Source organism: Kineococcus auxinigenes, assembly GCF_050871525.1.
In the GTDB taxonomy this organism is placed as follows: domain Bacteria; phylum Actinomycetota; class Actinomycetes; order Actinomycetales; family Kineococcaceae; genus Kineococcus.
In genome coordinates this window covers 11,550-38,484 of record NZ_JBKBCT010000036.1, presented here as the reverse complement: position 1 = coordinate 38,484, position 26,935 = coordinate 11,550, and the positions used below count along the sequence as shown (strand labels likewise).

At 73.6% G+C, this 26,935-nt stretch carries 26 protein-coding genes and 1 tRNA gene; 19 read left to right on the top strand and 8 right to left on the bottom strand.

Annotated elements, in window-relative coordinates; all coding sequences use genetic code 11:
• Positions 1-35 precede the first annotated feature (35 nt).
• Both ACRYR9_RS11495 and ACRYR9_RS11490 read right to left on the bottom strand, forming a co-directional pair.
• The gene (locus ACRYR9_RS11495; RefSeq protein WP_432498039.1) at positions 36-2,333 is read right to left on the bottom strand and encodes an endo-1,4-beta-xylanase; all 2,298 of its coding nucleotides are present in this window, start codon (positions 2,331-2,333) and stop codon (positions 36-38) included.
• Positions 2,334-2,481: 148 nt separating this feature from the next.
• The gene (locus tag ACRYR9_RS11490) at positions 2,482-3,696 is read right to left on the bottom strand and encodes a hypothetical protein (RefSeq protein ID WP_432498041.1); all 1,215 of its coding nucleotides are present in this window, start codon (positions 3,694-3,696) and stop codon (positions 2,482-2,484) included.
• A gap of 169 nt (positions 3,697-3,865) precedes the next feature.
• On the opposite strand from ACRYR9_RS11490, the gene pdxY reads away from it, so the two are divergent.
• Positions 3,866-4,717 (top strand): pyridoxal kinase PdxY, encoded by an 852-nt coding sequence (gene pdxY / locus ACRYR9_RS11485; RefSeq protein ID WP_432498044.1) that lies wholly within the window; start codon positions 3,866-3,868, stop codon positions 4,715-4,717.
• 51 nt (positions 4,718-4,768) lie between these two features.
• On the opposite strand, the gene ACRYR9_RS11480 is transcribed toward pdxY, so the two are convergent.
• Both ACRYR9_RS11480 and ACRYR9_RS11475 read right to left on the bottom strand, forming a co-directional pair.
• Positions 4,769-4,963 (bottom strand): hypothetical protein, encoded by a 195-nt coding sequence (locus tag ACRYR9_RS11480; RefSeq protein WP_432498047.1) that lies wholly within the window; start codon positions 4,961-4,963, stop codon positions 4,769-4,771.
• Between the two features lie 75 nt (positions 4,964-5,038).
• The gene (locus ACRYR9_RS11475) at positions 5,039-6,277 is read right to left on the bottom strand and encodes an FAD-dependent oxidoreductase (protein ID WP_432498050.1); all 1,239 of its coding nucleotides are present in this window, start codon (positions 6,275-6,277) and stop codon (positions 5,039-5,041) included.
• Positions 6,278-6,379: 102 nt separating this feature from the next.
• Between ACRYR9_RS11475 and ACRYR9_RS11470 the strand changes: the two genes are divergently transcribed.
• The 10 genes from ACRYR9_RS11470 to ACRYR9_RS11425 all read left to right on the top strand — a co-directional run bounded on the left by ACRYR9_RS11470 (position 6,380) and on the right by ACRYR9_RS11425 (position 17,498).
• Complete coding sequence (locus tag ACRYR9_RS11470) at positions 6,380-7,024, top strand: TetR/AcrR family transcriptional regulator (protein WP_432498053.1); 645 nt, start codon at positions 6,380-6,382, stop codon at positions 7,022-7,024.
• 178 nt (positions 7,025-7,202) lie between these two features.
• The gene (locus ACRYR9_RS11465; RefSeq protein WP_432498056.1) at positions 7,203-8,123 is read left to right on the top strand and encodes a carbohydrate ABC transporter permease; all 921 of its coding nucleotides are present in this window, start codon (positions 7,203-7,205) and stop codon (positions 8,121-8,123) included.
• Positions 8,113-9,027, top strand: coding sequence for a carbohydrate ABC transporter permease (locus ACRYR9_RS11460; protein ID WP_432498058.1), 915 nt, complete (start codon positions 8,113-8,115; stop codon positions 9,025-9,027). Before ACRYR9_RS11465 ends, ACRYR9_RS11460 begins: the two co-directional genes overlap by 11 nt.
• Positions 9,028-9,094: 67 nt before the next feature.
• Complete coding sequence (locus ACRYR9_RS11455; protein ID WP_432498061.1) at positions 9,095-10,408, top strand: ABC transporter substrate-binding protein; 1,314 nt, start codon at positions 9,095-9,097, stop codon at positions 10,406-10,408.
• Between the two features lie 110 nt (positions 10,409-10,518).
• Positions 10,519-11,853, top strand: coding sequence for an ABC transporter substrate-binding protein (locus ACRYR9_RS11450; protein WP_432498063.1), 1,335 nt, complete (start codon positions 10,519-10,521; stop codon positions 11,851-11,853).
• 70 nt (positions 11,854-11,923) lie between these two features.
• A complete protein-coding gene (locus tag ACRYR9_RS11445; protein WP_432498065.1) occupies positions 11,924-13,258 on the top strand; it encodes an ABC transporter substrate-binding protein in 1,335 nt (444 codons plus the stop codon).
• 65 nt (positions 13,259-13,323) lie between these two features.
• On the top strand, positions 13,324-14,439 hold the full coding sequence (locus ACRYR9_RS11440) for a Gfo/Idh/MocA family protein (protein ID WP_432498067.1): 1,116 nt from the start codon (positions 13,324-13,326) through the stop codon (positions 14,437-14,439).
• Positions 14,440-14,471: 32 nt separating this feature from the next.
• The gene (locus tag ACRYR9_RS11435; protein ID WP_432498070.1) at positions 14,472-15,419 is read left to right on the top strand and encodes a DUF6807 domain-containing protein; all 948 of its coding nucleotides are present in this window, start codon (positions 14,472-14,474) and stop codon (positions 15,417-15,419) included.
• A complete protein-coding gene (locus ACRYR9_RS11430) occupies positions 15,416-16,159 on the top strand; it encodes a cupin domain-containing protein (RefSeq protein ID WP_432498072.1) in 744 nt (247 codons plus the stop codon). The genes ACRYR9_RS11435 and ACRYR9_RS11430 overlap by 4 nt, the downstream gene beginning before the upstream one ends.
• Positions 16,160-16,268: 109 nt before the next feature.
• A complete protein-coding gene (locus tag ACRYR9_RS11425; protein WP_432540190.1) occupies positions 16,269-17,498 on the top strand; it encodes an ATP-grasp domain-containing protein in 1,230 nt (409 codons plus the stop codon).
• Here the strand turns inward: ACRYR9_RS11425 and ACRYR9_RS11420 are convergent.
• On the bottom strand, positions 17,418-18,083 hold the full coding sequence (locus ACRYR9_RS11420) for a histidine phosphatase family protein (RefSeq protein ID WP_432497386.1): 666 nt from the start codon (positions 18,081-18,083) through the stop codon (positions 17,418-17,420). The two genes, ACRYR9_RS11425 and ACRYR9_RS11420, sit on opposite strands and share 81 nt — an antisense overlap.
• 157 nt (positions 18,084-18,240) lie before the next feature.
• On the opposite strand from ACRYR9_RS11420, the gene ACRYR9_RS11415 reads away from it, so the two are divergent.
• From ACRYR9_RS11415 to ACRYR9_RS11405, 3 genes are all read left to right on the top strand, one after another.
• Complete coding sequence (locus ACRYR9_RS11415) at positions 18,241-18,624, top strand: heavy-metal-associated domain-containing protein (RefSeq protein WP_432497389.1); 384 nt, start codon at positions 18,241-18,243, stop codon at positions 18,622-18,624.
• Positions 18,625-18,700: 76 nt separating this feature from the next.
• On the top strand, positions 18,701-19,318 hold the full coding sequence (locus tag ACRYR9_RS11410; protein ID WP_432497392.1) for a DUF4396 domain-containing protein: 618 nt from the start codon (positions 18,701-18,703) through the stop codon (positions 19,316-19,318).
• Positions 19,319-19,489: 171 nt separating this feature from the next.
• Complete coding sequence (locus ACRYR9_RS11405; RefSeq protein WP_432497395.1) at positions 19,490-20,407, top strand: F510_1955 family glycosylhydrolase; 918 nt, start codon at positions 19,490-19,492, stop codon at positions 20,405-20,407.
• 68 nt (positions 20,408-20,475) lie between these two features.
• Here ACRYR9_RS11405 and ACRYR9_RS11400 read toward each other — a convergent pair whose 3' ends face one another.
• A complete protein-coding gene (locus tag ACRYR9_RS11400) occupies positions 20,476-20,757 on the bottom strand; it encodes an ArsR/SmtB family transcription factor (RefSeq protein ID WP_432497397.1) in 282 nt (93 codons plus the stop codon).
• 128 nt (positions 20,758-20,885) lie between these two features.
• Here ACRYR9_RS11400 and ACRYR9_RS11395 point away from each other — a divergent pair, with 128 nt between their 5' ends.
• The 3 genes from ACRYR9_RS11395 (at position 20,886) to ACRYR9_RS11385 (ending at position 21,964) form a co-directional block, all read left to right on the top strand.
• The gene (locus ACRYR9_RS11395; protein WP_432497434.1) at positions 20,886-21,191 is read left to right on the top strand and encodes a four-helix bundle copper-binding protein; all 306 of its coding nucleotides are present in this window, start codon (positions 20,886-20,888) and stop codon (positions 21,189-21,191) included.
• 169 nt (positions 21,192-21,360) lie between these two features.
• On the top strand, positions 21,361-21,804 hold the full coding sequence (locus ACRYR9_RS11390) for a DUF305 domain-containing protein (RefSeq protein WP_432497400.1): 444 nt from the start codon (positions 21,361-21,363) through the stop codon (positions 21,802-21,804).
• Between the two features lie 85 nt (positions 21,805-21,889).
• Positions 21,890-21,964, top strand: a tRNA-Thr gene (locus ACRYR9_RS11385).
• 125 nt (positions 21,965-22,089) lie between these two features.
• Here the strand turns inward: ACRYR9_RS11385 and ACRYR9_RS11380 are convergent.
• Complete coding sequence (locus ACRYR9_RS11380; RefSeq protein WP_432497402.1) at positions 22,090-22,896, bottom strand: formate/nitrite transporter family protein; 807 nt, start codon at positions 22,894-22,896, stop codon at positions 22,090-22,092.
• A 183-nt stretch (positions 22,897-23,079) separates the two neighbouring features.
• Between ACRYR9_RS11380 and ACRYR9_RS11375 the strand changes: the two genes are divergently transcribed.
• Together ACRYR9_RS11375 and ACRYR9_RS11370 are read left to right on the top strand one after the other, a co-directional pair.
• Complete coding sequence (locus tag ACRYR9_RS11375) at positions 23,080-24,606, top strand: mannitol dehydrogenase family protein (RefSeq protein ID WP_432497404.1); 1,527 nt, start codon at positions 23,080-23,082, stop codon at positions 24,604-24,606.
• Positions 24,603-25,346 (top strand): HAD family hydrolase, encoded by a 744-nt coding sequence (locus ACRYR9_RS11370; RefSeq protein WP_432497407.1) that lies wholly within the window; start codon positions 24,603-24,605, stop codon positions 25,344-25,346. The genes ACRYR9_RS11375 and ACRYR9_RS11370 overlap by 4 nt, the downstream gene beginning before the upstream one ends.
• A 10-nt stretch (positions 25,347-25,356) precedes the next feature.
• On the opposite strand, the gene ACRYR9_RS11365 is transcribed toward ACRYR9_RS11370, so the two are convergent.
• The gene (locus ACRYR9_RS11365) at positions 25,357-26,901 is read right to left on the bottom strand and encodes an alpha-N-arabinofuranosidase (protein WP_432497409.1); all 1,545 of its coding nucleotides are present in this window, start codon (positions 26,899-26,901) and stop codon (positions 25,357-25,359) included.
• Between the last annotated feature and the right edge of the window lie 34 nt (positions 26,902-26,935).

The window sequence follows — 26,935 nt, the reverse complement described above, 5'->3', positions numbered from 1 at the left end:
CGGTGCGGTGGAGCCCACCGCACCGCCACCGCGGGTCACTCCCGCACGTCGATCGTGACGCGGGTGGTGGCGCTGACGGGCGCCCCGAACGCGTCGGTCATCGAGACGGTGCAGTCGAACACCGCCGTGCCGGTGGCCGTCGGCCGCGCCCGCAGGGTGAAGTTCGCGTTCTGCCCCGCGCCGTAGTCGCGGTTGGCCACCTGCCGGGCCGAACCGGGTGCGAGCTCCAGCGCGAACGGCGCGTCGCCCACCGGGGTGCAGCTGTACGAGAACGACTTCCCGAGCAGCGCCCCGGTGCCCCGGTTGCCGAACTGCACGACGACCTGGACGGTCTGCTTGGCGTTGGCCCGGACCACGGAGCCGTTGTTCACCTGCTGGTACAGCCGTGTCGTGGTGGGCGGCGGGGTGACGACGACGTCGAAGGAGACCGGCGTGGCCGCGTTGCCCGCGGCGTCGGTGACGGAGCAGGTCACCGTCGTGGTGCCGATGGCGAACCGCGTGCCGGACGCGGGGGTGCAGTCGGGCGCCAGCACGCCGTCGCGCGTGTCGCCCGCCACGGGCGGCGCGTAGTCGACCCGCGCGCCGGCGGGGCTGGTGGAGGCCACCCGCACCGGGTCCTTCGCGGCGATGCGCGGGGCCAGGAAGTCCGCGGGCCGCTCGGGCAGTTGCGAGGGGTCCACGATGCCCCAGTAGGCCGGGGTGACCTGCAGGTCGTCGTCGAAGGGCAGCGGCTGCTCCCACGGGCGCGCGATCGGCCAGGTGCGCAGCCAGGTGCGGGCGTTGCCGATGCCCCAGAAGGTCACCGACTCGATGGAATCCGAGTGCTTCTCCAGGACGTCGAACAGGTCGCGGTAGTAGTACCCGTTCTCCGCCGCCGCGGCCGCGTCGTCCTCGGTGGCGCGCGCCGGGGTCCCGCCGCCGCCGACGTCGGCGGAGACGACCTGCTGGGAGGTGCTGACGTCGAGCTCGGTGATGACCTGCAGCAGCCGCTTCCCCTTCTCGGCGCCGAGGCGCTCGAACGCCGCGAGGGAGTCGTCCAGCCACTGCACGGGACGGCCGAAGTCGACGTGCACCTGGTGCCCGACGCCGTCGATCGGCACCCCGCGGTCGATGAGCGAGCCGACGAGCTCGACGTAGTCGGCGCGCTTCTCCGGCATCTCGGAGTTGTAGTCGTTGATGAAGAGCTTCGCCTCGGGGAAGTACCTGTCCGCGGTGCGGAACGCCTCGTCGACGAACTGCTCGCCGAGCACCTGGAACCAGCGGCTGTCGCGCATGTCGTGCGGGTTCGCGTTGTCGCCGTCGGCCACGACCTCGTTGACGACGTCCCACGCCCAGACCGGGGAGTTCCCGTCGGGGTAGCGCTCGTGCACGTGCTCGGCGATGGCCGCGATGTGCGCGTCCATGCGCCCGCGCAGGATCGCCTGGTCCTGCGGCGAACTCGTCAGCGGGGTGCCGTCGGCGTGCTGGAAGAACCACGCGGGGGTCTGCGAGTGCCAGACGAACACGTGCCCGTACACCTGGGTGCCGGTGCGGTCCGCGAAGTCGAGCAGCGCGTCCAGGCGGGTGAAGTCGAAGGTGCCCTCGGTGGGCTGGACGACCTCGGGCTTGCCGTCGTTCTCCGGCGTGATGGCGTTGAAGTGCTTCTGCACGAGCTGCGCCGGGCGGCCGGTGGTCTCGCGCTGGTCGATCGCGACGCCGACGTGCTCGAAGCCCTGCCCGCCCAGCACGTCCCGGAGCGCCGGAACGTCTTGCACCGGGGTCTCGACGGCGGGGGTCACGGTGACGTCGTCCACGAGGAAGCTCGTACCCGCGTCCCCCTCGACGTACAACTGCGCCCGGTCGATCGCCGCGCCGAGGGTGTAGGTGCCCCTCAGCTCCGTCCAGCGGTCGGCGGTGGCGGTGCCGGCGGCGCCGGCGACGCCCTCGTAGGCGGTGGAGGTGCCGGCGCGGTCGCGCTGGACGGAGAGCTTCAGCGACGCGGGCTCCTCGCCGGGGGCGAGCCGCACCCACGCCGAGACCGCGACGGTCTGCCCCACGGCCAGGTTCGACGTGACGTCGACCGCGGGGCCCTGCCAGCTCTGCAGGCGGTTCGTCACCCGCAGCGCGCCGCTGCCGTCCCGGCCGGCACCGGGCGCGTGCTCGACGCGCGCACCACCGCGCGCGGTCCAGCCGTCCGGACCGGTGTCGAAGGTGGAGGTCAGGGCGGGGGTGGCCGTGACGGCCGTGGTGGTGCCGGTACCGGTGGCGGCGGACGCGGGCGGCAGGACCGCCAGCGTGAGCCCGGCGAGCAGGCCGGAGGCGACGGCTCCTGCGCGCAGGCAGCGCTGAATCATGCGTGGGGTTCCCCTCGGGGCTGGATCCAGTGGGCGACGGTGCTCTGATCCCTTCCGGAAGCGTTCCGGAAGGAGTCGAGTGGAACACCACCGCCCCCGGCCGGTCAAGGGGTGCGCGCGTCCGCCCGGCCGGGGACCACGGGCGGCGTCAGCGGCCGCCGAGGATGTCGCGGATCTGCTGCTTCTGCGCGTCGCCCAGCCCGAGGGTGTCGGCCACCGAGTCGAACCACAGCGGCTCGCCCTCCTCGCCGAACAACCCGCCCGGCTCCTCACCCTCGGAAGCCACCCCCGCGGCGACGGCCGGCCAGAACCCGCGCGCCACGGTCCACGGCGAGGTGGCGCTGACGATCCCGAACGCCGCCAGGTCGGCCAGGCGCTCGCGGACCTCGTCCACCGCCGCGGCCACTGCCGGCCCGAGGTCGGCGACCTCCTCGACGAGACCGGCGAGCTCCTCCTCGTCGAGCGGCTGGCCCGCCACCGCGGCCGCCAGCACCGTGGGCAGCAGCGCCTCGGCCACGGAGAAGCCGCCGTCGAGCGCAGCGGGGTCGTCCAGCACGAAGCGCCCCACGAGGTCGCGGCGCAGCTCCCGCGGTCCCGGCTCGGCGTCCAGCCACGTGGCCGCCTCCTCGCCCGGGGCGAGCGCGGTCTCGTCCTCGCCGTCCAGCAGGTCCAGGTCGAGCATGGCGAGCAGGACCTGCCGCAGCCACGGGACGTCCTCCAGGCCCGGCGCGGCCTCCTCACCGGCGGGGTGGCCCAGGGCGCTCAGCAGCGCGGCGACGTCGTCGGCGGACAGCTCCTCGTCGTCGGGGACGGCGATCCCCTCCCCCACGTGCGCGAGCACCGCGCCGGCCACCCGCACGGGGAAGGACGCCAGGACGGCGGCGTCCTCCTCCTCGGGGCCGACGTCCTGCGCGGCCGCGGTCAGGACCTCCAGCAGGTCGGCCTCGGCGGGCCCGAGCAGCGCCAGGCACGTCTCCAGGTGACCGGGCGTGCCGCTCCAACGGCCCGTGGCGGCCAGGAACGAGAAGAACTGGTACCAGACGGCGCGGAAGTCCTCCTCCACCTCCTCGTGCTCGTCCGCGTCGACCTGCTCCGCCAGCGCCGGCAGCACGCGCCCCGTCAGGACCTCGACCTCCTCGGGGGCGAAGCGGGTCACGACGGCCTCGCGCGCCGGCGGGCGCAGCACCAGCAGGCCGCCCAGGGAGGCGGCGAGGGCGTCGACGACCCCGTCGGCGCCGACCTCCTCGTCGATGACGGCGTGCTGGCGCAGCCACTCCTCCAGCGGCTGGCGCAGGTCGCGCAGGGCTCGCTCGCCCGCCTCGCGCAGGTCCTCGAGGGGCGGCATGTCGTCTCGGCTCGGCACCCGTGCACCTTGTCACCCGCACCGGGCCGGCAGCCACCCGTCGCCGGGCCGGTGCGCGCGGGACGGGCGGGCGAGCCGGGCGGCACCGGTGGGTAGGCTGCCCGCACGGGGACCGACGCCGTGCGCGCACCCGCTCTGAGAACCCGCACGCCGTCGAAGGGCTGAGTCCGTGAAGATCCTCTCCATCCAGTCGGCGGTCGCCCACGGTCACGTCGGCAACTCGGCGGCCGTGTTCCCGCTGCAGCGCATGGGTGTGGAGGTCGTCCCCGTCCACACGGTCAACTTCTCCAACCACACCGGGTACGGCTCGTGGCGCGGTCCGGTCATGGCGGCCGAGGACGTCCGGGACGTCATCACCGGCGTCGAGGAGCGCGGGGTGTTCCCGCAGATCGACGTCGTCCTGTCCGGCTACCAGGGGAGCACCGGCATCGCGGACGTCGTCGTCGACGCCGTGCGCCGGGTCAAGGCCGCCAACCCCTCCGCCGTCTACGCGTGCGACCCGGTGATGGGCAACGCCAGGTCCGGCTGCTTCGTGGCACCGGAGATCCCGGTCCTGCTCCGGGACCGGGTCGTGCCCGCCGCCGACATCATCACGCCGAACCAGTTCGAGCTGGGCTACCTGACCGGCACCGAGCCGACGACGCTGGAGTCCACCCTCGCCTCCGTCGACCTCGCCCGGGCGATGGGCCCCTCCACGGTGCTCGTCACGAGCGTGGAGCGGCCCGACCGCGAGGAGGGCACGATCGAGGTGCTCGCCGTCGACGACGCCGGCGCCTGGATCGTGCGCACCCCCTGGTTGCCGTTCAAGGTCAACGGCTCCGGGGACGTCACCTCTGCGCTCTTCGCGGCGCACTACCGCAGCACCGGGGACGCCTCGACCGCGCTGGAGCGCACCGCGTCCAGCGTCTTCGACCTCATCGAGGCGACGCACCGCTCGGGCGATCGGGAGCTGCGGATCGTCGAGGCCCAGGACGTCTTCGCCGCGCCGCGCCTGCAGTTCACCGCCGAGCGCGTGCGCTGAGCCGGCGCGGCGGCAGGTCGCAGGGCGACTTGCTGCGCGTGGTCGCTCCCGTCAGACCCCGGCGCTCGGGCGGCCGGGGTCCACGTTGATCCAGGGGAGCACCTCGCCCTCGCCCGGGCTCGGGGCGGCCTCGTCGTCCTGCGGCCACCTGCCGGCGCCTTCCCAGTCGCCGAGCCGGGACTCGGCACCGGCTGCAGGAGGCGGAGCGCTGGGGCCGTTCTCCGGAGACTTCCTCCACCAGGCCATGCTGAACCTCCGCCTCGCTGCAGGAGAACCGTTCCAGCTGCCATGGTAGCGGCGGGGCGCGACTCGCGCCGGAGGTCACGTGCTGCTGCCCGCCGGAGCCGGCCCGCGCGGCGGGTCCGCCAGCAGACGGGTGACGGGCGCGAGCGCCGTGCCGAGGCCGATGCGGGCGGTGGCCAGGTCGCGCACCGCGGCCAGCGCACGGCCGCGGCGCAGCACCAGGGTCGCCAGCTGCCGTGAGGTGCGCTGGGCCGCGTGCACGCGGGGGCGCTGTCGGCGCTCGTAGGCGGCCAGCGCCGCGGGGACCTGCGCGGCCCGCAGCCCGCGCAGGTGGGCCGCCAGGACGTGCGCCGACTCCATCGCCATGCCGGCGCCCACGCCGGCGGTGGGCAGGAAACCGGTGGCGGCGTCGCCGAGGAGGACGACGCGGCCGGTGGCCCACCTGCTGCTGCGGCAGTCGGCCAGCGGCCAGCGGTGGGGGTCCTCCGCGGCGACGACGGCGTCCAGGGCCCGGCCCAGCGCCCCCTGCGCGTCGGTGAGGCGCTCGCGCAGGTCGGCGACGAACCGGGCCCTGCCCGCCGCGGTCACCCGGCGCGGGCCGCCGACGAAGACGCCGGTGCCGCCGGGCACGGGGTAGCTGCCGGCGAAGAACCCGGCTCCCCACGTCTCCTCGATCAGGTCGTCCTCGGCGTCGTCGACGCCGGCCCAGGCCATCCAGCCGTCCCAGCCGGTGTCCACCGCGCGGGTCCCGCGCTCGCCCAGCAGGAGGGGGCGCAGCGCGGAGCGCAGCCCGTCGGCGGCGACGACGAGGTCGAACTCCCCCTCGACCTCCTCCTGCGCCCCTCCGGCCCCGCGGGTGGTGAGCGTGGCGCGCACCATCGGACCGGTCTGCGTCAGCGCGGTGACGGTGGTGCCGTGCGAGACGGTGCCGCCCGGTTCGGCCAGGGTGCGCAGCAGCTCGCCGCGGGCGATGCCCCGGTAGTCGCCGTAGGGCTGGACGAGCAGGTCCAGCCGCTCCTCGCGCAGGACGCGCCCGGTGCGCGAGCGGGCCCGGTACCGGCGCAGGGGTGCGCTGCGCGCGCGGTAGGCGCCGTGCACGCCCAGGGCGTCGAGGACGGGGTCGACCATCGGCAGCAGCGCCAGCACGTAGCCGGCCGCGGCACCGGGCGCGCTGCGCTCGACCAGGACGGGGTGCAGGCCGTCGCGGCGCAGCAGCTGCGCAGCGCTGAGCCCGGCGACCCCGGCGCCGACGACGAGCACCCGCAGGGCGTCCCCGCCGGTGGCGGCCAGCTGGGTCCGCACGTCCGTCTCGCGCACTGCTCCCCCTCGGCCTGGACCGTTCGGTCCACACCACGGTAGCGAGTGTGGACCGGATGGTCCACACCTTCCAGGGCTGCCGCGCAACGCTAGGGTCGCGCCGTGCAGGAGCGCGCGAGCAGGGTCATGGCGCCCGAGCGGCGGCGACGGCTGGTGCGCACCGCTGCGCGGGAGTTCGCCACGGCCGGGTACGAGGGTGCGTCGCTGAACCGGATCATCCGCGACTGCGGGCTGAGCAAGAGCTCCTTCTACCACTACGTGGACTCCAAGCAGGCGCTGTTCGACCTCGTCGTGCAGGACCTCGGCGACCAGCTCACCGCGGCCCTGCAGGTCCCCGCACCGGGCGAGCTGGCCGGGCCCGCCTTCTGGGAGGACGTCGAGGACCTGCTGCGCCGACTGCTGGAGGTGTCCCGCTCGAACCCCGCCTGGACCGACCTGGGGCGGTTGTTCTGGGCCCCGGGCACCCCCGGCGGGGACGGCACCGCGCTGGCCCGGGCGGGCGCGGCGCTGCAGGCCTGGCTGCTGGGAGCGCTGGAGGCCGGCCGGGCGTGCGGCGCGGTGCGCGACGACCTGCCCGCCCCCCTGCAGGCCGACCTCACCGCGGCCGTGCTGCGCGCGCTGGACGAGTGGGGGCTGCGGCACCCGCACGCCCTGGACGGCGACGAGGCACACCGCCTGGTGGTCGTGCAGTCGGCGCTGCTGCGCCGGGTGCTGGCACCGGACGCGCCGGTGCCGCAGGCCCGGTGAACCGGCCCCCGGCGAACCCGTGGGCGACACGTTCGCCCAACCACTTCCGCCCTGGACCTCGACTTGCTAGGGTCCCGCCGGTAAGCGTTATCCGCACGGTCGACCGTGCGGCTCGGTCGATGACGACTGGAGGGGCCATGGACCACGTCCGGGCACGAGGGACCACGGGGGACCCCCGGTGAGCGGCCTCGGCGAACTGCGGGCGCTCAAGGGGCAGCAGCCCACCGGCACGCGCGACACCAAGGTGGCCTACCTCTTCCTGCTGCCGTGGTTCGCGGGGCTGTTCGTCATCACGATCGGCCCGATGATCGCCTCGCTGTACCTGTCGTTCACCGACTACAACCTCATCCAGGCCCCCGAGTGGATCGGCCTGGAGAACTTCCAGCGGATGTTCGCCGACGACCGGCTGCACAACTCGCTGAAGGTCACGTTCCTCTACGTCTTCATCTCCGTACCGCTGCAGCTGGCGCTGGCGCTGGCCCTGGCGGTGCTGCTGGACCGGGGCCTGCGCGGACTGCCCATCTACCGCTCGATCTACTACCTGCCCTCGCTGCTGGGCTCCTCGGTCGCCATCGCGGTCCTCTGGCGGCAGATCTTCGGCACCCAGGGCCTGGTCAACCAGGTCCTGGCGCTCGTCGGCGTCGACGGGCGCGGGTGGATCTCGGACCCCTCCACGGCGCTGAGCACCATCATCATCCTCAACGTCTGGACGTTCGGCGCGCCGATGGTGATCTTCCTCGCCGGCCTGCGCCAGATCCCGCGCATGTACTACGAGGCCGCCTCCACCGAGGGGGCCGGCCGCTGGCGGCAGTTCCGGTCCATCACCCTGCCCCTGCTGACCCCGATCATCTTCTTCAACCTGGTCCTGCAGCTGATCCACGCGTTCCAGTCGTTCACGCAGGCGTTCGTCGTCTCCGGCGGAACCGGCGGCCCGAGCGACTCGACGATGTTCTACACGCTGTACCTGTACCAGCGCGGCTTCGGCAACTTCGACATGGGATACGCCTCGGCCATGGCCTGGTTGCTGGTCATCATCATCGGGGTCTTCACGGCCATCAACTTCTACGCCTCGAAGCTGTGGGTGTTCTATGACGACTGAGATCTCGCCCGCCCGCCGCGGCACCGCCGCGCAGCCGGGGCCGGCCACCTCCTCGTACCGCGGCGGGCCCGACTGGCCCAGCAGGTTCCGTTCCGCGCTGAAGCACACGGCCCTGATCGCCACCGCGTTCGTCATGCTGTACCCGGTGCTGTGGATGATCGCCGGCTCGCTGCGCTCGCAGGACCAGATCTTCCAGGCCCCCGGCCTGCTGGTCACCGACCCGCAGCCGCAGAACTACTCCGACGGCTGGGGCGCGCTGGCCTCCCCCTTCGGGCACTACATGCTCAACTCGGCGATCATCGCTCTCGGCTGCATCCTGGGGAACCTCGTCTCCTGCTCGCTCGCGGCCTACGCGTTCGCTCGCATGGAGTTCCTGGCGAAGAAGATGCTGTTCGCCATCATGCTCATGACGATCATGCTGCCGATCCACGTCGTGATCGTCCCGCAGTACATCCTCTTCTCCGAGCTGGACTGGCTGAACACCTTCCTGCCCCTGGTCGTGCCGAAGATCCTGGCCACCGACGCGTTCTTCATCTTCCTCATGGTCCAGTTCATCCGGGGCATCCCGCGCGAGCTGGACGAGGCGGCACGCATCGACGGCTGCGGGCACTTCCGCATCTTCGGCCAGATCATCCTGCCGCTGATGGTGCCCGCCTTGGCGACCACGGCGATCTTCACGTTCATCTGGACCTGGAACGACTTCTTCAGCCAGCTGATCTTCCTGACCGACCCGGACATGTACACCGTGCCGGTCGCCCTGCGCTCCTTCGTCGACGCCACCTCCGAGTCCTCCTGGGGCTCGCTGTTCGCGATGAGCGTGGTGTCCCTGGTGCCGATCTTCCTGGCCTTCCTCTTCGGCCAGAAGTTCCTCATCAAGGGCATCGCCACGACCGGCGGCAAGTAGCCCCACCGGTCCGCAAGCACCCCTCGAACGTTGCCGGGCACGCACGCCCGGCGGAAGGACGGTCCCCGTGCCCACTCCCACCCCGCGCCGCGCCGTCTCCCGGCGGTCGTTCGGCGGTCTCGTCGCCGGCACGGCCGCCACGGCCGGTCTCGCCGCCTGCGGGGGCGGGTCGGCCAGCAGCGAGGGCCCGGTGACGCTGCGCTTCACCTGGTGGGGCGCCGACGCGCGCCACCAGTACACGCAGCAGATCATCGACGCGTTCAACGCCGAGCACCCCGACATCCAGGTCAAGGGCGAGTTCACCGAGTGGTCCGGGTACTGGGACCGCCTCGCCACGAACGTCGCCGCCAACGACGCGCCCGACGTCATCCAGATGGACGCCATCTACCTGCGCTCCTACGCCGACCGCGGTGCCCTGCTGGACCTCTCCCAGCTCGACGGCCTGGACACCTCCGCGATCGACTCCACCGCGCTGGACACCGGGGAGACCGGCGAGGGCCTGTTCGGCCTCGTCTCCGGCGTCGTCCCCCTGGCGATCATGGCCAACCCGGGCCTGGTGCAGGCCTCCGGGCAGCAGATGCCCGACGACACGGCGTGGACGTGGGCCGACTACGAGGCGCTGGGCGCGGCCATCACCGCCGGCAGCCCCGAGGGGACCTACGGCGTCGCCAACGGCGGCATCGACGAGGCCGGGCTCCAGCTGTGGGTCAAGCAGCTCGGCGGCGCGTTCTACGACGACGAGGGCAACGTCACCCTCGAGCCCGCCATGGTCGCCGACTGGTGGGAGTACAACCTCGGGCTCATCGAGTCGGGCGCCGCCGGGCCGGTGACCCTGGCCATGGAGCGGGCCGTGGCGGCGCTGGACCAGAGCGGCATCGCCACCAACACGACCGCGCTGCAGCCGTACTGGGCCACCCAGATCACCGCGCTGGCCAGCGCCAGCGGCCAGCCGCTGGCCCTGCTGCGCCCGCCCACCCAGTCCATCGGCGGGGAACCCGGCGTCTACTACAAGCCGTCCATGTTCTGGTCCGCGTCCGCGCGCACCGAGCACCCCGAGGCCGTCGCGACGTTCCTGGACTACCTGGTGAACTCCGAGGCGGTCGCGGACCTCATGCTCACCGAGCGCGGCATCCCCGCGAACACGCAGATCCGCGAGCACATCACCCCGAAGCTGTCCGAGTCCGACCAGCTGGCGATCGAGTACACCGACTCCCTCGCCGACGTCGTCGAGGACACCCCCCCGTCGGCACCGGCGGGCGCATCCAACATCGAGGAGGTCGTGCGCCGCTACGGCTCGGACGTCCTCTTCGGCAAGCAGCAGCCGGCGGCCGCTGCCGCCGCGATGGTCGAGGAGCTGAAGAACTCGGTCGAGTCGGCCTGACCGGCCCCCGGCCGGACGATCGCGCACCTACGCTCCACCTCAGCCCCCGCACCGCCCGGGCACCCTCCCGGGCGGTGCACCACCGGTCGACGACGACAGTGGGAGACACCGTGAACCAGAGCTCGCGCCCCGCCAGCACACCCACCCCCTCGCGCCGCGCCGTCGGCCTCGGAACCCTCGGCGTCGCAGCCGCCGCTGGCCTGTCGGCCTGCGGCGGCGGATCCGGTGGCGGCAGCGACTCCGGCCCCGCCCGGCTGCGCTTCACCTGGTGGGGTTCCGACGCGCGGCACGAGTACACCCAGGAGATCATCAAGGCGTTCAACGCCGAGAACCCCGACGTCGTCGTCGAGGGCGAGTTCACCGAGTGGTCCGGGTACTGGGACCGCCTCGCCACGAGCACCGCCGCGAACGACGCCCCCGACATCATCCAGATGGACGCGGCGTACCTGAAGTCCTACGCCGACCGCGGCGCCCTGCTGGACCTGTCGAAGGAGGACGGCCTCGACACCGGGGACATCTCCGACGACGACCTCGCCCTGGGCGAGTCCGACGGCGGCCTGTACGCGGTCGTGCAGGGCGTGGTGCCGCACGCCATCGTGACGAACACCCAGATCCTCCAGACGGCCGGCGTGCCGGTACCCGACGACAAGACCTGGACGTGGGAGGAGTACGCGCGCATCGGCAAGGCGGTGACCGACGCGGGCCTGCCGAACGTCTACGGCATCCAGACCGAGGGCGTGCAGGGACCGCCCATGGAGAACTGGGCGATGCAGTTCGGTGAGACCCTGTTCACCGAGGACGGTGGCGTGGGCCTCAACCCCGACACCCTCGCCTCGTTCTGGGAGTACCACCTGGGCCTGGCCGAGTCGGGTGCCGGCACCCCCGTCACCCTCACCATCGAGCGCAACCCCACCTCCTCGGCGCTGGACCAGTCCGGCACCGCCACCAACACCGTCGCCTTCGCGCCGTGGTGGTCCACGCAGCTGACCGCCCTGGCCAAGGCGTCGGGCCAGCCCCTCGTGCTGCTGCGCCCGCCGGCGCAGACCCCGGGCGGCGACCCCGGCCTGTACTACAAGGCGTCCATGTACTGGTCGGTGTCCTCCCGCACGGAGCACCCCGAAGCCGCCGTCCGCTTCGTCAACTACCTGTCCACCGCCGAGGCCGTCGCGGACCTCATGCTCACCGAACGCGGCATCCCGGCCAACCCCGCCTTCCGCGAGCGCATCGTCGACAAGCTCTCCGACACCGACCGGGCGGCGCTGGAGTACGTGAACTCCCTCGAGGACGTCGTCAACCCGGCTCCGCCCATCCCCCCGGTCGGCGGCTCGTCCTCCGGTGAGATCATGACCCGTATCGGCTCCGACGTCCTCTTCGGCCGCCAGTCGCCCGACGCCGCCGCGCAGGCCTTCGTCGACGACCTGACGAACGAGATCGAGTCCGCCTGACCCCTGCCCGGTCACCCACCACCGCGACCCCCGTCCACGACACCTTGCCCACGACCCCTGAGGAGGAGCGATGACCCCGTCGACGACGCCGGGCACATCGATGACGACACGCGGGCCCCTGACGCGCCGCGCCTTCGGCGCGGGCCTCGCCGGTACCGCGCTGACCGCCGGCCTCGCCGCCTGCGGCGGTGGTTCCGAGACCGCGGCGGAGGGCAGCGCCTCCCTGCGCTTCACGTGGTGGGGTTCGGACACCCGCCACCAGCTCACCCAGAAGGCGATCGACGCCTTCGAGGCGGAGCACGCCGAGATCGCCGTCGACGGCGAGTTCACCGAGTGGTCCGGGTACTGGGACCGCCTCGCCACGACCGTGGCGGCGAACGACGCCCCGGACGTCATCCAGATGGACGTCCTGCAGTTGCGCTCCTACGGCGACCGCGGCGCGCTGCTCGACCTCTCCGACGCCGGCATCGACACCAGCGGGATCCCCTCGGACACCCTGAGCACGGGCCGCACCGACGACGGGTTGTTCGCCGTTCCCGTGGGTGTCAACGCGCACGTCATCGTCGCCAACCCCGCCATGTTCGAGGCGGCCGGCGTGCCGCTGCCGGACGACACCACCTGGACGTGGCAGGAGGCGGCCGACATCGCCCTGCGCATCTCGCAGAGCGGTCAGCCGGACGTGCGCGGGTGGCAGACCATGGGCCTGGACGAGGCCAGCCTGCAGCTGTGGGTGTCCCAGCTGGGCGGGGAGTTCTACGGGGATGGCACCGAGGTGATCCTCGACCCGGCCCACCTGGCGTCCTGGTGGGAGTACAACCTCGGCACGATCCAGTCCGGTGCCGCCGCCCCGGCCACCCTGGCCGTCGAGCGCCAGGCCGCCGGGCTCAGCCAGTCCGGCACCGCCACGAACACCGCCGCGATGGCCGTGTGGTGGGCGAACCAGGTCACCGCGCTGTCCTCCGCGGCCGGGCAGGAGATGGTGCTGCTGCGCCCGCCGCTGCAGGAGGCGGGCGGTTCCCCGGGCGTCTTCTACAAGGCGTCCATGTTCTGGTCGATCTCCTCGCGCAGCGAGAACCCCGAGGCCGCGGCGACCTTCGTGGACTGGCTCACCAACTCCTCCGAGGCGGCCGAGATCCTGCTCACCGAGCGCGGCATCCCCAGCAACCCCGAGCTGCGCGAGCAGATCGCCCCGCTCCTGCAGCCGTCCGACGCGCAGTCGGTGGAGTACGTCGAGTCCCTCGAGGACGTCGTCGTCCCCGCCCCGCCGGCGGCGCCCCCCGGCGCCAGCACCGTCCAGGACCTCGTCAACCGCTACGGCTCTGAGGTCCTGTTCGGCCGCCAGACGCCGCAGGCCGCCGCCGAGGCGTTGGTCACGGAGCTGCAGAACAACGTCTCCTCGGCCTGAGCAGGCGGCCCGAGCCCCCTCACCCGCACGCACCGACACCCCGATCCAGCCAGGAGGCCTCTCCCGTGACGAGCACCTCGTCCCCCCGCTCCGTCGTCGTCGTCGGCACCGGCGGCATCGCCGCCGTCCACGCGCGCGCCCTCGCTGCGCTGGGCGACCGCGTCCGCGTCGTCGCCGCCGTCGACGTCGACGCCGGGCGGGCGCAGGCGTTCGCCGAGCAGTGGGGGGTGCCGCGCGCCGCCACCGACCTGGCCGAGGTGCTGGCGGACACCCGCGTCGACCTCGTGCACATCTGCACGCCGCCCAGCGCGCACGTGCCCGTGGCCGAGCAGGCGCTGGCCGCCGGGGCGAGCGTCGTGGTGGAGAAGCCGATCGCGCTGTCCCTGGCGGAGACCGACCGGCTCCTCGCCGCCGAGGCGGCCTCGGCGGGTTCCGTGGCCGTGGTCTCCCAGCACCGCTTCGGCTCCGGGGTGCGCCGGCTGTCCTCGATCGTCGCGGACGGCACCCTGGGCCGCCCCCTCGTGGCCACCTGCCTCACCCAGTGGTACCGCCCCGACGAGTACTTCCAGGTGCCCTGGCGCGGCACCTTCGAGGTCGAGGGCGGCGGGCCCACCATGGGCCACGGGATCCACCAGATGGACGTGCTGCTGTCGGTGCTGGGGCCGTGGGAGGAGGTCAGCGCGATGGCCTCGCAGGGGGCGCGCCCCACGCGCACCGAGGAGGTCTCCGTGGCCACCGTGCGCTTCGCCTCCGGCGCGCTGGCCAGCGTCGTCAACTCGGTGGTCTCCCCGCGCGAGACGACGATCCTGCGCTTCGACCTCGAGCTGGCCAGCGTGGAGGTGCACCACCTGTACGGCTACGGCGACGACGACTTCACCGTCACCGCCGCGCCCGGCCACGAGGGGGTCGCCACCACCGCGTGGGCGCGCGAACCGCAGGGGGTGCCCAGCGGCCACGAGGCGCAGTTCCGCGCGGTGCTCGACGCCCTCGACGCCGGAGAGGTGCCCCCGGTGGCGCTGGCCGACGCGCGCGACACCCTGGAACTGGTCGCCGCCATCTACCGCTCGGCGTTCACCGGCGGCGCCCCCGTGCGCCGCGGCGAGATCGACGCCGACGACCCCTTCGCGGCCCGCATGGACGGCACCGGCGCCCCCTGGGTGCGCATCCCCAGCGCCCGCTGACACGCCCACCCGCGAGAGGAACCCCCACCCCGATGAGCACCACCACCACCGCGACGACGGCGCTCGCGCTCGACGACACCACGCCCGGGCGCCTCGTCGTCCGCGCCGGCGACGTGGACATCGCCACCTACGTCCACGACGGCGACTTCGCCGCGAACGAGTCCCGCAAGCCGTACCTGCACCCGCTGCGCACCCTCGACGGCGCCGTCGTCACCGCGTACCGCCCGAACGACCACCGCTGGCACAAGGGCCTGCAGATGACCGCCTCGCACGTGTCGGGGCAGAACTTCTGGGGCGGCGGGACCTACGTGCACGGCGAGGGGTACGTCCCCCTCGACAACGTCGGGCGGATGCGCCACGACGCCTTCGACGCCGTGGAGGCCACCGGGGAGGCCGTCACGTTCACCGAGCGGCTGACGTGGATCGCCTCCACGGAGCAGGAGTGGGCGCGCGAGGTGCGCACGCACTCGTTCGGCTCCGTGGACACCGACCGCGGCACGTGGACCCTGGACTTCAGCACGGAGATCACCAACACGCGCGGCGAGCCGCTGGAGCTGGGCAGCCCCACCACGCACGGCCGCCCCGCCGCCGGTTACACGGGGTTCTTCTGGCGCGGTCCGCGCGGCTGGACCGGCGGCGACATCACCACCCCGGACCGCACCGGTGAGGACGCCATGGGCACCTCCAGCCCGTGGCTGGCGTACTCCGCCGCGCACGACGAGGTCGACGGCGGCGGCACGCTGCTCGTCCTGGCCGGTTCGGCGTCGACCACCTCGAACCCGTCGGTGCCGCTGCACTGGTTCGTGCGGCACAACCCCTTCCCGGCCATCGCCCCGTCGTTCGCGTTCTCCGACGAGGTCGTCCTCGCCGACGGGGAGTCGCTGCGGCTGCGGCACCGCGTCGTGGTGGGCGACCGGGTCTGGGACCGGGACGAGATCGAGGCCGTCGCCGCCGCGAACGCGCTGGACGCGACCCGGTGAGCGCAGCCGGCGCGGTCCCGGAGTTCCCCGGAGCGGTCGGCCTGTCGGAGCTGACCGTCTACCCGTGGGAGACCTCCGACGACCTGCACGGCGGTTCCCCGCACCTGCACACCACCTGCTCGGAGGCGTACGTCGTCCTCAGCGGACGCGGTGAGCTGCACACCCTCACCACCTCCGGGTACGACGAGCACCCGCTGGCCGCCGGTGACGTCGTCTGGTTCACCCCGGGCACGATCCACCGCGCCGTGAACGTCCAGGACCTCAGGGTCGTCGTGGTGATGCAGAACTCCGGCCTGCCCGAGGCCGGGGACGCCGTCATGACGTTCCCGCCCGAGCACCTGCGCGACGCCGAGACGTACCGGCGGGCGGCCTCGGTGCTCGGCCCGGACGGCTCCCCCTCCCCCGAGCGGGCGCGGGCGCGCCGCGACCTGGCGGTGGCGGGTTTCACCGAGCTCCTGCGCCGCACCCGCGAAGGGGACGGCACCGCGCTGGCGGAGTTCCACGCCGCGGCGGCCACGATCGTGCGGCCCAGCACCGAGCGGTTCCGCGAGCGCTGGCTGGCCGGTGCGGCGCAGGTCGCCCGGCGCACCGGCGAGCAGATCGACGCCCTGGAGCGCGGCGACGGATCGCACCTGGCCGACGGCACGGTCACGCGCCTGGAGCGCCCGGACCCCACCGCGCTGGGCATGTGCGGGTTCCTCGCCCCCTACGACGCCGCCCGCGCAGCCGCCCGCGCCTGACCCGGGCGGGCGCGACGGGGTCCCGGATCGCCCGCGCCGCGCCCGCCCGACATGCTGGCGCCGGGAGCCGCCGCACGGGTGGCCGCGGGCGGACGGGAGGGCCGGGCGGGTGCGAGCGCTCATCGTGGAACAGGGCTGGAGCCGGGGGGCGCTGGCCGCCGCGCGGGCGCTGGACGCCGCGGGCTGGACCGTGGGCGTGGCCACGCCCACCGGTCCCCGCGACGGGCTGGCCGCCTCCTCCCGCGCGTGCCGCGCCCACCACCGCCTGCCCGGCCTGCACCCCGCCCCCGCCTTCGTGCGGGCCGTGGCCGGGGCGGTGCGCACCGGCCGCTACGACGTCGTGTTCGGCGCCGGGGAGGCGGAGGTGGTAGCCCTGTCGGCCGCCCGCGACGTCGTGGCCGCCGCGGGCGCCGTCGTGCCGCACGGCCCCCACGAGCAGCTGCTGCGCGCGGTGGACAAGACGGAGCTGTCGCGGGCCGCGAGCGCCGTGGGCATCGCCGTGCCGGACGTGCTGGAGGCCGAGGACGTGCCCGACGAGCGCACCGCCTGCATCGTCAAGGCCGACCGGCACGCGAACCCGGACGTGGCCGGGTCCCCGCCGCGCATCGACACCACCGTCGTCACCGGCCGCACGGCCGTGGTCCGGCGGGTCGAGGAGATCCACACCCTGGGCGCGCAGGCGCAGGTGCAGGTCCTGCACCCGGGCACCCTGATCGCGTACGCCGCCGTGCGCGGACCCGGCGGCGTGGTCGCGGAGTCGATGCAGCGCGCCGAGCGGATCTGGCCGCCGGGGGCGGGGGCCAGCGCCCGCGCCGTCACCGTGGACGTGGACGAGGAACTGGCGGCGCGGGCGCAGGCGCTGCTGGCGTCCCTGGACCTCCTCGGCCTGGCCGAGCTGCAGTACGTGCGCGACGCCGACGGCACCGCCCGCCTCATCGACCTCAACGCCCGCTTCTACGGCTCGCTGTCGCTGGCGGTGGCGGCCGGCGCGAACCTGCCCGCCGCGTGGGGCGACGTCGCCCTGGGCCGGTCGCCACGGCCGGTGCGGGCCCGGCCGGCGGTTCGGTACCAGTGGGGCACCGCCGACGTGCGCCGCGCGGTGGCCGAGCGCCGCGGGGGCCTGGCGCGCGACCTGGCCGCCACCCTGGCCGCCGCGCCCGGCGCGCAGCACAGCGTCGCCTCGCTGCGCGACCCCGGCCCGGCGCTGGCCCGGCTGGGCGCGGGGCTGCGCAGCGGGCGGGCGACCGGGTCGGGGCCGTCAGGCGGGGACGCTGCGCAGGTGCGCGGAGTCGTTGTGCCGCAGCACCTGCCACGGCCCGCGCGGGTCCCCCGCCGGTAGGGCCCGCACCTCGCTGACGCCCGTGGGGTCCACGTGCATCCGGTGCATCACCACCCGCGGCACCGCCAGGGCGTCCACGACGGTGAGCTTGACGGGGTACATGTGGCTGACCAGCAGGACCCTCCCGCCGGGGTGCTCGGCGGCGAGGCGCTCGCGCACGCGCGCCACCCGGTCGCCGACCTGCTCCAGGGACTCCCCTCCAGGGACGGGCTCGGTGCTCTGCCGGCGCCACGCGGCCTGCGCGCCCGGGTGCTCGCGGTCCACCTCGGCGGGGGTGCGGCCCTCCCATTCGCCGAAGTCGATCTCCCGCAGGTCCTCCTCCACCCGCAGCGCCAGCCCCAGGGCGGCGGCGACCTCCTCGGCGGTCTGCCGCGCCCGCAGCACCGGGCTGCACGCCAGGACGTCGGCGCCGCCCGTGTCGCGCAGCGCGGCCGCCAGCTGCCGGGCCTGCTCGCGGCCCGTCTCGGACAGCGGCGGGTTCTCGCCCGCGCAGCCGCTCAGGCGGCCCTGCGCCGTGTGGGCCGTGGCCCCGTGCCGTGCCAGCAGGAACGTCGTCCCGCCCGTGGCGCCCGTCCGCGTCACCATGCTCCCTCGATCGCCGTCCACCGGTGCGGGAACCGCAGCACCTCGCCCGGGACATCCTCGCGCACGCCCGGCGGGACGCGCCCGCCCCGGAATACCCCGGGGGGGTACTCGCTTGACGCGGGGGAAGCCCACCCCGCACCACTTCCGAGGAGAAGCCGTGATCCAGGACATCACCCTCACCGACGGCCTCGTCCGGACCAGCACCGGGTGCGCCTGCTGCTCCCCGGCCCGTGACGCAGCCGACAAGACCGCCGGCCCGGCCACCGACAGTGCGGCCACCGCCACCCAGGTCACCAGCCAGGAAACCGGAACCCGCACGCTGAGCGCGACCTACGGCGTCATCGGCATGACGTGCGGGCACTGCGTCGGTACCGTGCGCGAAGAGCTCAGCGCCTTGCCCGGTGTCACCGCCGTCGAGGTCGTCCTCGTCGCCGGCGGCACCTCGACGGTGACCATCACCGCAACCGCCGCGCTGCAGCAGGCGACCGTGGCCGCCGCCGTCGACGACGCCGGCTACGCACTGGCTGCTCCGCCCCGCTGACGCTCACCACCGACGTCCACCACCGACGTCCACCGCTGGTTCTCGCCACCGTCTCGACGCCCTTGAGGAGGCTGTGATGTCCCACGACCACACCAGCGCGCACACCACCGGCTCGCCGGCCGCCCAGCACGAGCGGGCAGACGGCCTCAGCGTCCACCACACCGGCGCCGGTCAGGAGGCCCACACCGACCACGAGGACCACAGCGGGCACGAGACCCACGCCGGGCACGACTCGGCGCACGGGTCGGCGCGTGGTGCGACGTCGTGGGCGATGGCCGCCCAAGCCACGCTGCACTGCCTGACCGGCTGCGCCATCGGCGAGGTCCTGGGCATGGTCATCGGCACCGCGCTGGGCTGGAGCACGGTGGCCACGATCGCCCTCGCGGTCGCTCTGGCCTTCGTCTTCGGCTACGCGCTGACCATGCGGGGCGTGCTGAAGGCCGGTGTGGACCCCCGCACCGCGCTGAAGGTCGCCCTGGCCGCCGACACCGTCTCCATCGCCGTCATGGAGATCATCGACAACACCGCCATGCTGGCCATCCCCGGCGCCATGCACTCCGGCGTCGCCAGCTGGATCTTCTGGGCCTCCCTGGCCGGAGCCCTGGCCCTGGCCTTCGTGATCACCACGCCGATCAACCGGTGGATGATCTCCCGCGGCAAGGGCCACGCCGTGGTCCACGCCTACCACCACTAGGCAGCACCAGGCGGCACTGGGCAGCACCAGCGCACGACCCGGCACCACCGGTCCCGGCGACACCGGTCCCGGTGGTGCCGGGTCCGGTGCTGCCCGCCTCATCCCAGCCCGACCCGCCGGTGCCGTCGCGGCACTGAGCCAGGTCGGGGTACCGCGAGCCGAAAAGGATTGATGACTGCACACCCCCGCAGGCGAAGCCGGTTCCTGCTGCGCACCGCCACGCTCAGCGCCACGGTCCTGCTGGCCGGCTGCGCCGGTGCCGAACCCGGGGCCGTGCAGCACCACGGCGGCAACTCTGAGCGCAGCGACAGCGAACACGGTGACGGTGGGCGCGCCACCGCCGCTACTGCCTTGCCCAGTGCTCACGTGCACGGCGTGGCCGTCAACCCCGCCGACGGCCGGGTGCACCTGGCCACCCACGACGGGTTGTTCCGCTACGAGGAGTCCGGTCCGGTGCGGGTGGGGCCGGTCATCGACCTGATGGGCTTCAGCATCGCCGGCGCGGACCACTTCTACGCCTCGGGCCACCCCGGTCCCGGTGTGCAGCTGCCCGAGCCGGTGGGCCTGATCGAGTCCACCGACGGCGGGCGCACCTGGCAGGCGCTGTCGCGGCAGGGCGAGTCGGACTTCCACGCCCTGACCGCCTCCGCCGGCGGCGTCGTCGGCTTCGACGGCACCTTGCGTTCGAGCCCGGACGGGACGACGTGGAGCGTCCTGGACGCCCCCGTCGAGCCGTACGCCCTGGCCGCCTCCCCCGACGGCGCGGTGCTGCTCGCCACCAGCGAGGCCGGTCCGGCCCGCTCCAGCGACGCCGGCGGCACCTGGTCGGTGCTCCGGGACGCACCGCTGCTGCAGCTGGTGGACTGGGCCGGCGGCGCCACCGTCGCAGGGGTCGGCCCGGACGGGACGGTGGCGCTGAGCACCGACGCCGGCGCGACGTGGAGCACGCGAGGGCAGGTCGCGGGAGCACCGCAGGCGGTGGGCGCCGACCTGCAGCCCGACGGCACGACACGTGTGCTGGTGGTCACCGACGAGGGCGTGCACGACTTCCGCGACGGCGGGGTGAGCTTCACCGCGATCCCGTCGTGAGGACGGGCACGAGGACGGGCACGAGGACGACGACGAGGACCGGGACAGGACGGGGGTGGGATGGGCGGTCAGTCGTCCTCGCCGCCGCTGACCTCGGCCAGGACGGCCGGGCTGCGCAGGCAGTGCTCCAGCAGCGGCTCCGGGAAGCCCTCGACCAGGCGGTAGTACACGACGCGGCCCTGCTTGCGCCGGGTGATCAGCCCGGCGGTGCGCAGCACCCGCAGCGCGTAGCCGACGGCGTCCTCGCCCAGGCCCAGCGCCAGGGCCATGTCACCGACGCACAGCTCCTCGACCAGGTCCAGCGCGTACAGCACCCGCGCCCGGGTCGGGTCGCTGATCAGGCTGAGCACCGCGGTCAGCCGTGCGACGTCCTCGACCGCCGGTACCCGGGCCCGCGCCCGCGCCCGCGCTCACCAGGCGGTGCAAGCCGCCGACGCAGGGCCTGGGAACGGAGGAGACCGTGAGCACCGTCAGCGACATGATCAACACCTACCCCGAGGACCTGGGCGGGGTGGATCGCGACAAGCTCGCCGCCTGCATCGAGTGTGCGCAGACGTGCACCGCCTGCGCGGACGCGTGCCTGAGCGAGGACGTGGTCGCCGAGCTGGCCGAGTGCATCCGCACCGACCTGGACTGCGCGGACGAGTGCGAGGCCACCGGGCGGGTCCTCTCGCGCCACACCGGCTACGACGCCGACGTCACCCGCGCGATCGTCCAGGCGTGCGCCGAGGCCTGCCGTCGCTGCGAGGCCGCTTGCGACGAACTGCCGGCCGCCCTGGGCTGAGCAGGACCCGCAGCGGCTCACCCGCACCTGGCCTGCGCCTCACCTGCGCCAGGTCGGCACCGCGTCGGGCGCCCTGCCCGGTGCGGTGCCGGCCTGCCGCCCCGACCCCCCGCCGCCACCCGCACCGCCCGCACCGCCCGCACCGCCCGCACCGCCGAAGGAGTCCGCCGTGGAGGGCAGCTACCGCAAGCTCGCGATCACCCTCGCCATCAGCTTCGTGCTGATGTACCTGCTGACGTTCGCCCAGACCAGGCAGTGGGACCACTTCTACGTCAACTTCGCCAACGGCTACATGACGCTGGTCATGGTCGCTCCCGTGGCGGTGCTGATGCTGGTGGTCATGTGGTCGATGTTCAAGAACAAGAAGGCCGACATCGCCCTGACCGCCGGCTTCGCGGCCCTGTTCGTCGTGGCCTTCGCCTCCGGGCGCACCCAGGCCCTCGTCGGCGACGAACGGTTCTTGAAGTCCATGATCCCGCACCACTCCCGCGCGATCCTGGTCTGCCAGGAGTCGAACACCACCGACCCGGAGATCGAGCAGCTGTGCCGGGAGATCGTCCAGACCCAGCGGCAGGAGATCGAGCGGATGCAGGAGATCCTCGAACGCCACTGAGGGTCCCGGACCCGCGACCCGTCCTCGAGGCCGGGACAGGCACTCCCGACGTGCCCCTGTGGCAGACTCGGACACCGCAAGACCCGCCCCCGTAGCTCAGTGGTAGAGCGCCCGCCTTGTAAGCGGATGGTCGTCGGCTCGATTCCGACCGGGGGCTCCACAGCGTCCGGGCCGTCACCAGCGCCACCGGCGGTCCCCAGGCGTTCCGGGTGCGTCACCGGTCGCGCCGATCGGCGTGCCGCCCGGGAGCCGGGCGGTGCGACCGAGCGGCGCGGACCCGTCGCCTCAGGAGTCCTCGTGCTGGGCCTCGGCGACGCGGTGCGGCACCCGCAGCAGCCGCACCGCGGTGACCAGGAGCAGCCCGCCGACGAGGTTGCCGAGCACGGCCCAGCCCAGCCGGGGCAGCCAGTCCAGGTACCCGAAGGGCGCGTCGGCGTGGATGGCGGCGAACACCAGCAGGGAGTCCAGGACGGAGTGGAAGAGCTGCCCGCCGGCCAGCAGCGCGCCGAACAGGATCGCGGGCACGATCCGCACCCCCGTGCTCTCGGTGGCGTGCTGCATGCGGGTCATGAGGGTGATGACCACGCCGGCCAGGACGGCGAGGCAGAACGACTTCACACCGATGGGCATGGTGGCGTAGTGGGTGCCGGACTCCACCACGGTGGCGTGCAGGTCCGGCAGGGCACCCACGATCAGCCAGGTGATCACCCAGCCGCCCACGAGGTTCAAGGCCAGCGTCACCGCCCACAGCCGCAGCAGGGACAGGACGCTGCCCTCGCGGGCCACGACGGCCGTGACGGGCACGAGGAAGTCCTCGGTGAACAGCTCGCTGCGCGCCAGCAGCAGGGCCACGAAGCCGATCGAGAACGCCAGCCCCGCCAGCAGGTGGCTGCCGGTGGCGTGCAGCACCAGCAGGTACGCCAGGACGCCGGTGCCGACGTCGAGGCCACCGAGGAACCCGGTGCTCACCAGCGGCAGCAGCGGGCGCGCCAGCCGGTCGCGGCCCTCGCTGACGAGCCGGTCGAAGGCCTCCTCGACCTCCGGCTCGGGGCGCGACGGCGCCTCGGTGGGGTCGGCGGTGTTCTCGGACACGGATCGCTCCTCGGGTGCCGGTGGGGCGGTCGGTGCTCGCCCTCCGCTTCCACGTACCCGTTCGGCGGCGCGCGACGCACCCGGGCGCTGCGCGCCGCAGGTTTGGGTCCGCCCGGAGCGGGTACGGGACGAGTGCTCCAACCCGCGGGCACCGCACCGTGGACCCTTCTGCGAGGAGCAACGTTGGCCGACGCGCCCACCCCCGGTCCCGACCGGGCCGTCCCCCTCTCGGACAGCACCCTGCACGACCTCCCGAGCGCCGTCTCCGTCCCCGGGTACGACCGCACCGCGCTCGTCCCCTCCGTCGTCCACATCGGTGTCGGCGGTTTCCACCGGGCCCACCAGGCCGTGTACCTGGACGAGCTGGCCCGCCGCGGCCACCGCGACTGGGGTCTGGTGGGCGTGGGGATGCACAGCCCGCAGATCGGTGAGGTGCTCGAGGCGCAGGACCGGCTGTACACGGTCGTCGAGCGGGGCGCCGAGCAGGAGAGCGCCCGCGTGGTGGGGGTGCTGACCCGCTACCTGCTGACCGCGGACGACCCCGGTGCGGTGCTGGACGTCCTGGCCGACGCGCGCACCCGCGTGGTGACGCTGACGATCACCGGCACCGGTTACCGGATCGACCCGCACAGCGGCGAGTTCGACGCCGACGACGACGCCGTGCGCGCCGACCTGGAGGACCCCGAGCGCCCCGGCACCGTCTTCGGCCTGCTCACCGGTGCGCTGGCCCGCCGCCGCGAGGCCGGCACCGGCCCCTTCACCGTGCTGTCCTGCGACAACATGCAGCACAACGGGGCGGCCGCCCGCACCGCCGTGCTGTCCTTCGCCCGGCTGCGCGACGAGCGCCTGGGCGACGACCTCGCCGGCTGGATCGAGGAGAACGTCACCTTCCCCAGTTCGATGGTCGACCGCATCACCCCGACCACGACGCCCGAGGAGCGCGACGCGATCGCCGCCTCCACCGGGGTGGACGACCGCTGGCCGGTCATCACCGAGCCGTTCACCCAGTGGGTCGTGGAGGACTCCTTCTGCGCCGGGCGCCCCCCGCTGGAGGAGGTCGGGGTGCAGTTCGTGGACGACGTGGTGCCGTACGAGACGATGAAGACGCGCCTGCTCAACGCCAGCCACTGCGCGCTCGGCTACCTCGGTCACCTCGCCGGGTTCCGCACCATCGACGAGCTCATGGCCGACGACGTCTTCCGCGAGTACCTCGTGCGCCTCATGGGCGAGGAGATCGCCCCGCTGCTGCCGCCGGTACCGGGCATCGACCTGACCGAGTACCAGCGCACCCTCGTGCAGCGGCTGTCGAACCCGCGGATGGGCGACCAGCTCCTGCGGCTGTGCCGGCGCGGCTCGAGCAAGATGCCGAACTACGTCTTCCCCTCCCTGCGGGCCGCGCTGGAGCAGCACCGGCCCCACCAGCTCCTCGTGCTCGCGGTGGCGGGCTGGATGCGGTTCCTGCGCGGGTACGACTACGCCGGCGAGCGTTTCCCGGTGGAGGGCCCGCTGTCCGAGCGCCTCGGGGACCTCGCCCGGGAGGGCGACGTGGAACCCGAAGTCCTGCTCAGCGAGAGCACGGTGTTCGACAGCCTCTCCCGCGACGAGCACTTCGTCGCCTCCGTGGAGGTGGCGCTGCGGGCCCTGGAGGAACAGGGACCGCGAGAGGTGATCCAGCTGTACCTGACGCTCGACGAGGAGGGCGCTGCGTGACCGACCGTTCCACCGGCTTCGACCCCACGGGGATCACCACGCTGCTGTGCGACGCCGACGGGACGCTGTTCCCGTCGGAGGAACCCGCGTACGCCGCCTCGGCGGACGTGACGAACCGGTTCTTGGCGGAGCTGGGCGCCGAGCGCCCCTACTCCCCCGCCGAGCTGCAGTCCATGACCAACGGCAAGAACTTCCGCGCCGCCGCGCAGGAACTGGCCCGCGGCTACGGCCGGGACCTCGCCGCGGGCGACCTGGAGGACTGGGTCACCGAGGAGAAGGACGTCGTCACCGCGCACCTGCGCACGGTGCTGCGCGAGGACCCCGCGGTGCGTGAGCCGCTGACCCGCCTGGCGCAGGGTTTCGGGCTCGCCGCCGTCACCTCCAGCGCGACCTCCCGCCTGGACGCCTGCCTGGACGTCACCGGCCTGGCCGGGTTCTTCGAGGCCGGGCGCCGCTACAGCGCCGAGGACTCGCTGCCGGAGCCCACGAGCAAGCCCGACCCCGCGGTGTACGCGCACGCCCTGCAGGACATGGGGATCAGCCCGGACGAGGCCGTGGCGGTGGAGGACTCCGTCAACGGGGCACTGTCCGCGGTGGCCGCGGGGGTGCGCACCATCGGCACCGTGCAGTTCGTGCCCGAGCAGGAGCGGCAGGCCCGCACCGGCGCCCTGCGCGAGGCCGGGGCGTTCGCGGTGGTGTCCTCCTGGGACGAGGTCGAAGAACTGCTGGCCCGCGCCTGAGCGGTGGGTTTCAGCCCACCAGCGGCAGCTGCACCGTCGCGAACGAGTGCGGTGGCAGCTGCACGGTCAGGGTCGAACCCTCCAGGCGGACGCCGTCGAAGGCGCGCGGCTCGACCGCCGTGGCCTGCCCGGGCACGTTGTGCGCGGTCAGGTCGGCGGCGGTGAGGACCTCACCGGTGGGCTCGCCGACGGTGCGCCCGCGCAGGTCCACCGTGAGGGTGACGGGCGCCTCGGTGTCCAGGTTCGTCAGCGACAGCAGGGCCACGTCGTCGCGGACGGACGCGGAGGCGGAGAAGGTGCGCAGCTGCTCGCCGTCGACGTCGCGCACGGGGGCGCCCTCGTGCAGGTGCACGGCCAGCGACGCGGCGCCCTGGTGGCGGCGGTTCATCCGGAACACGTGGTACGTCGGCGTCAGGACGAGGTCGGCGCCGTCGGTGAGGACCACCGCCTGCAGCACGTTGACGGTCTGGGCGATGTTCGTCATGACGAGGCGGTCCGCGAAGCGGTGGAACACGTCGAAGTGCAGGCCGGCGACCAGCGCGTCGCGCAGGGTGTTCTGCTGGTACAGGAACCCCGGGTTCGTGCCGGGCGCCACGTCGAACCAGGTGCCCCACTCGTCGCAGACGAGGCCGATCCGCTTGTCCGGGTCGTAGGCGTCCATGACCCGCGCGTGGCCGCCGAGGACGCGCTCCATGCCCTGCGCCTTGAGCATGGTGCGGTAGTAGTCGTCGGTGCTGAACTCCGTCGCCGAGCCCTTGTGCTCCCACGACGGCCCGGTCCACGTGTAGTAGTGGAACGAGACGGCCTGGATGGGCGCGTGCCCGTGGCGCTCCTCGACGCCCTTGCCGCCCAGGCCGCTGACGGTCTTCATCAGCGCCTCGGTCCAGCGGTAGTCGTCGTCGCTGGCGCCGGCGGCGATCCGGTACAGCCGGTTGTCGTCCTGGTCGCGGCAGTACGTGGCGAACGTGCGGGCCTGCTCGGCGAACTGCTCGGCGGTCATGTTGCCGCCGCAGCCCCAGGCCTCGTTGCCGATGCCCCAGAACTTGACCTTCCAGGGCTCCTCGCGGCCGTTCTCCCGGCGCAGCCGCGCCATCGGGGAGTCGCCGCGGCGGGTGAGGTACTCCACCCACTCGCTCATCTCCCGCACGGTGCCGGAGCCGACGTTGCCGGAGACGTACGGCTCGGTGCCCAGCAGCTCGCACAGCGCCATGAACTCGTGGGTGCCGAAGTGGTTGTTCTCCTCCACGTCGCCCCAGTGGGTGTTCACCATGCGCGGCCGGCTCTCCTTGGGGCCGATGCCGTTCATCCAGTGGTACTCGTCGGCGAAGCAGCCGCCGGGCCAGCGCAGGTTGGGGATGTCCAGGGCGCGCAGCGCCTCGACGACGTCCAGGCGGATGCCCCCCTCGTTGGGGATGTCGGAGTCCTCCCCGACGTAGAAGCCCTCGTAGACGCACCGCCCCAGGTGCTCGGCGAAGTGCCCGTAGACGTGGGGGTTGATCGTGGGGCCGGTGACGTCCAGGTCGACGACGGCGCTCACGGGAACGGGTGCGGACACAGCTTCCTCCAACGTTGTAAGGATCCGGCTGGAC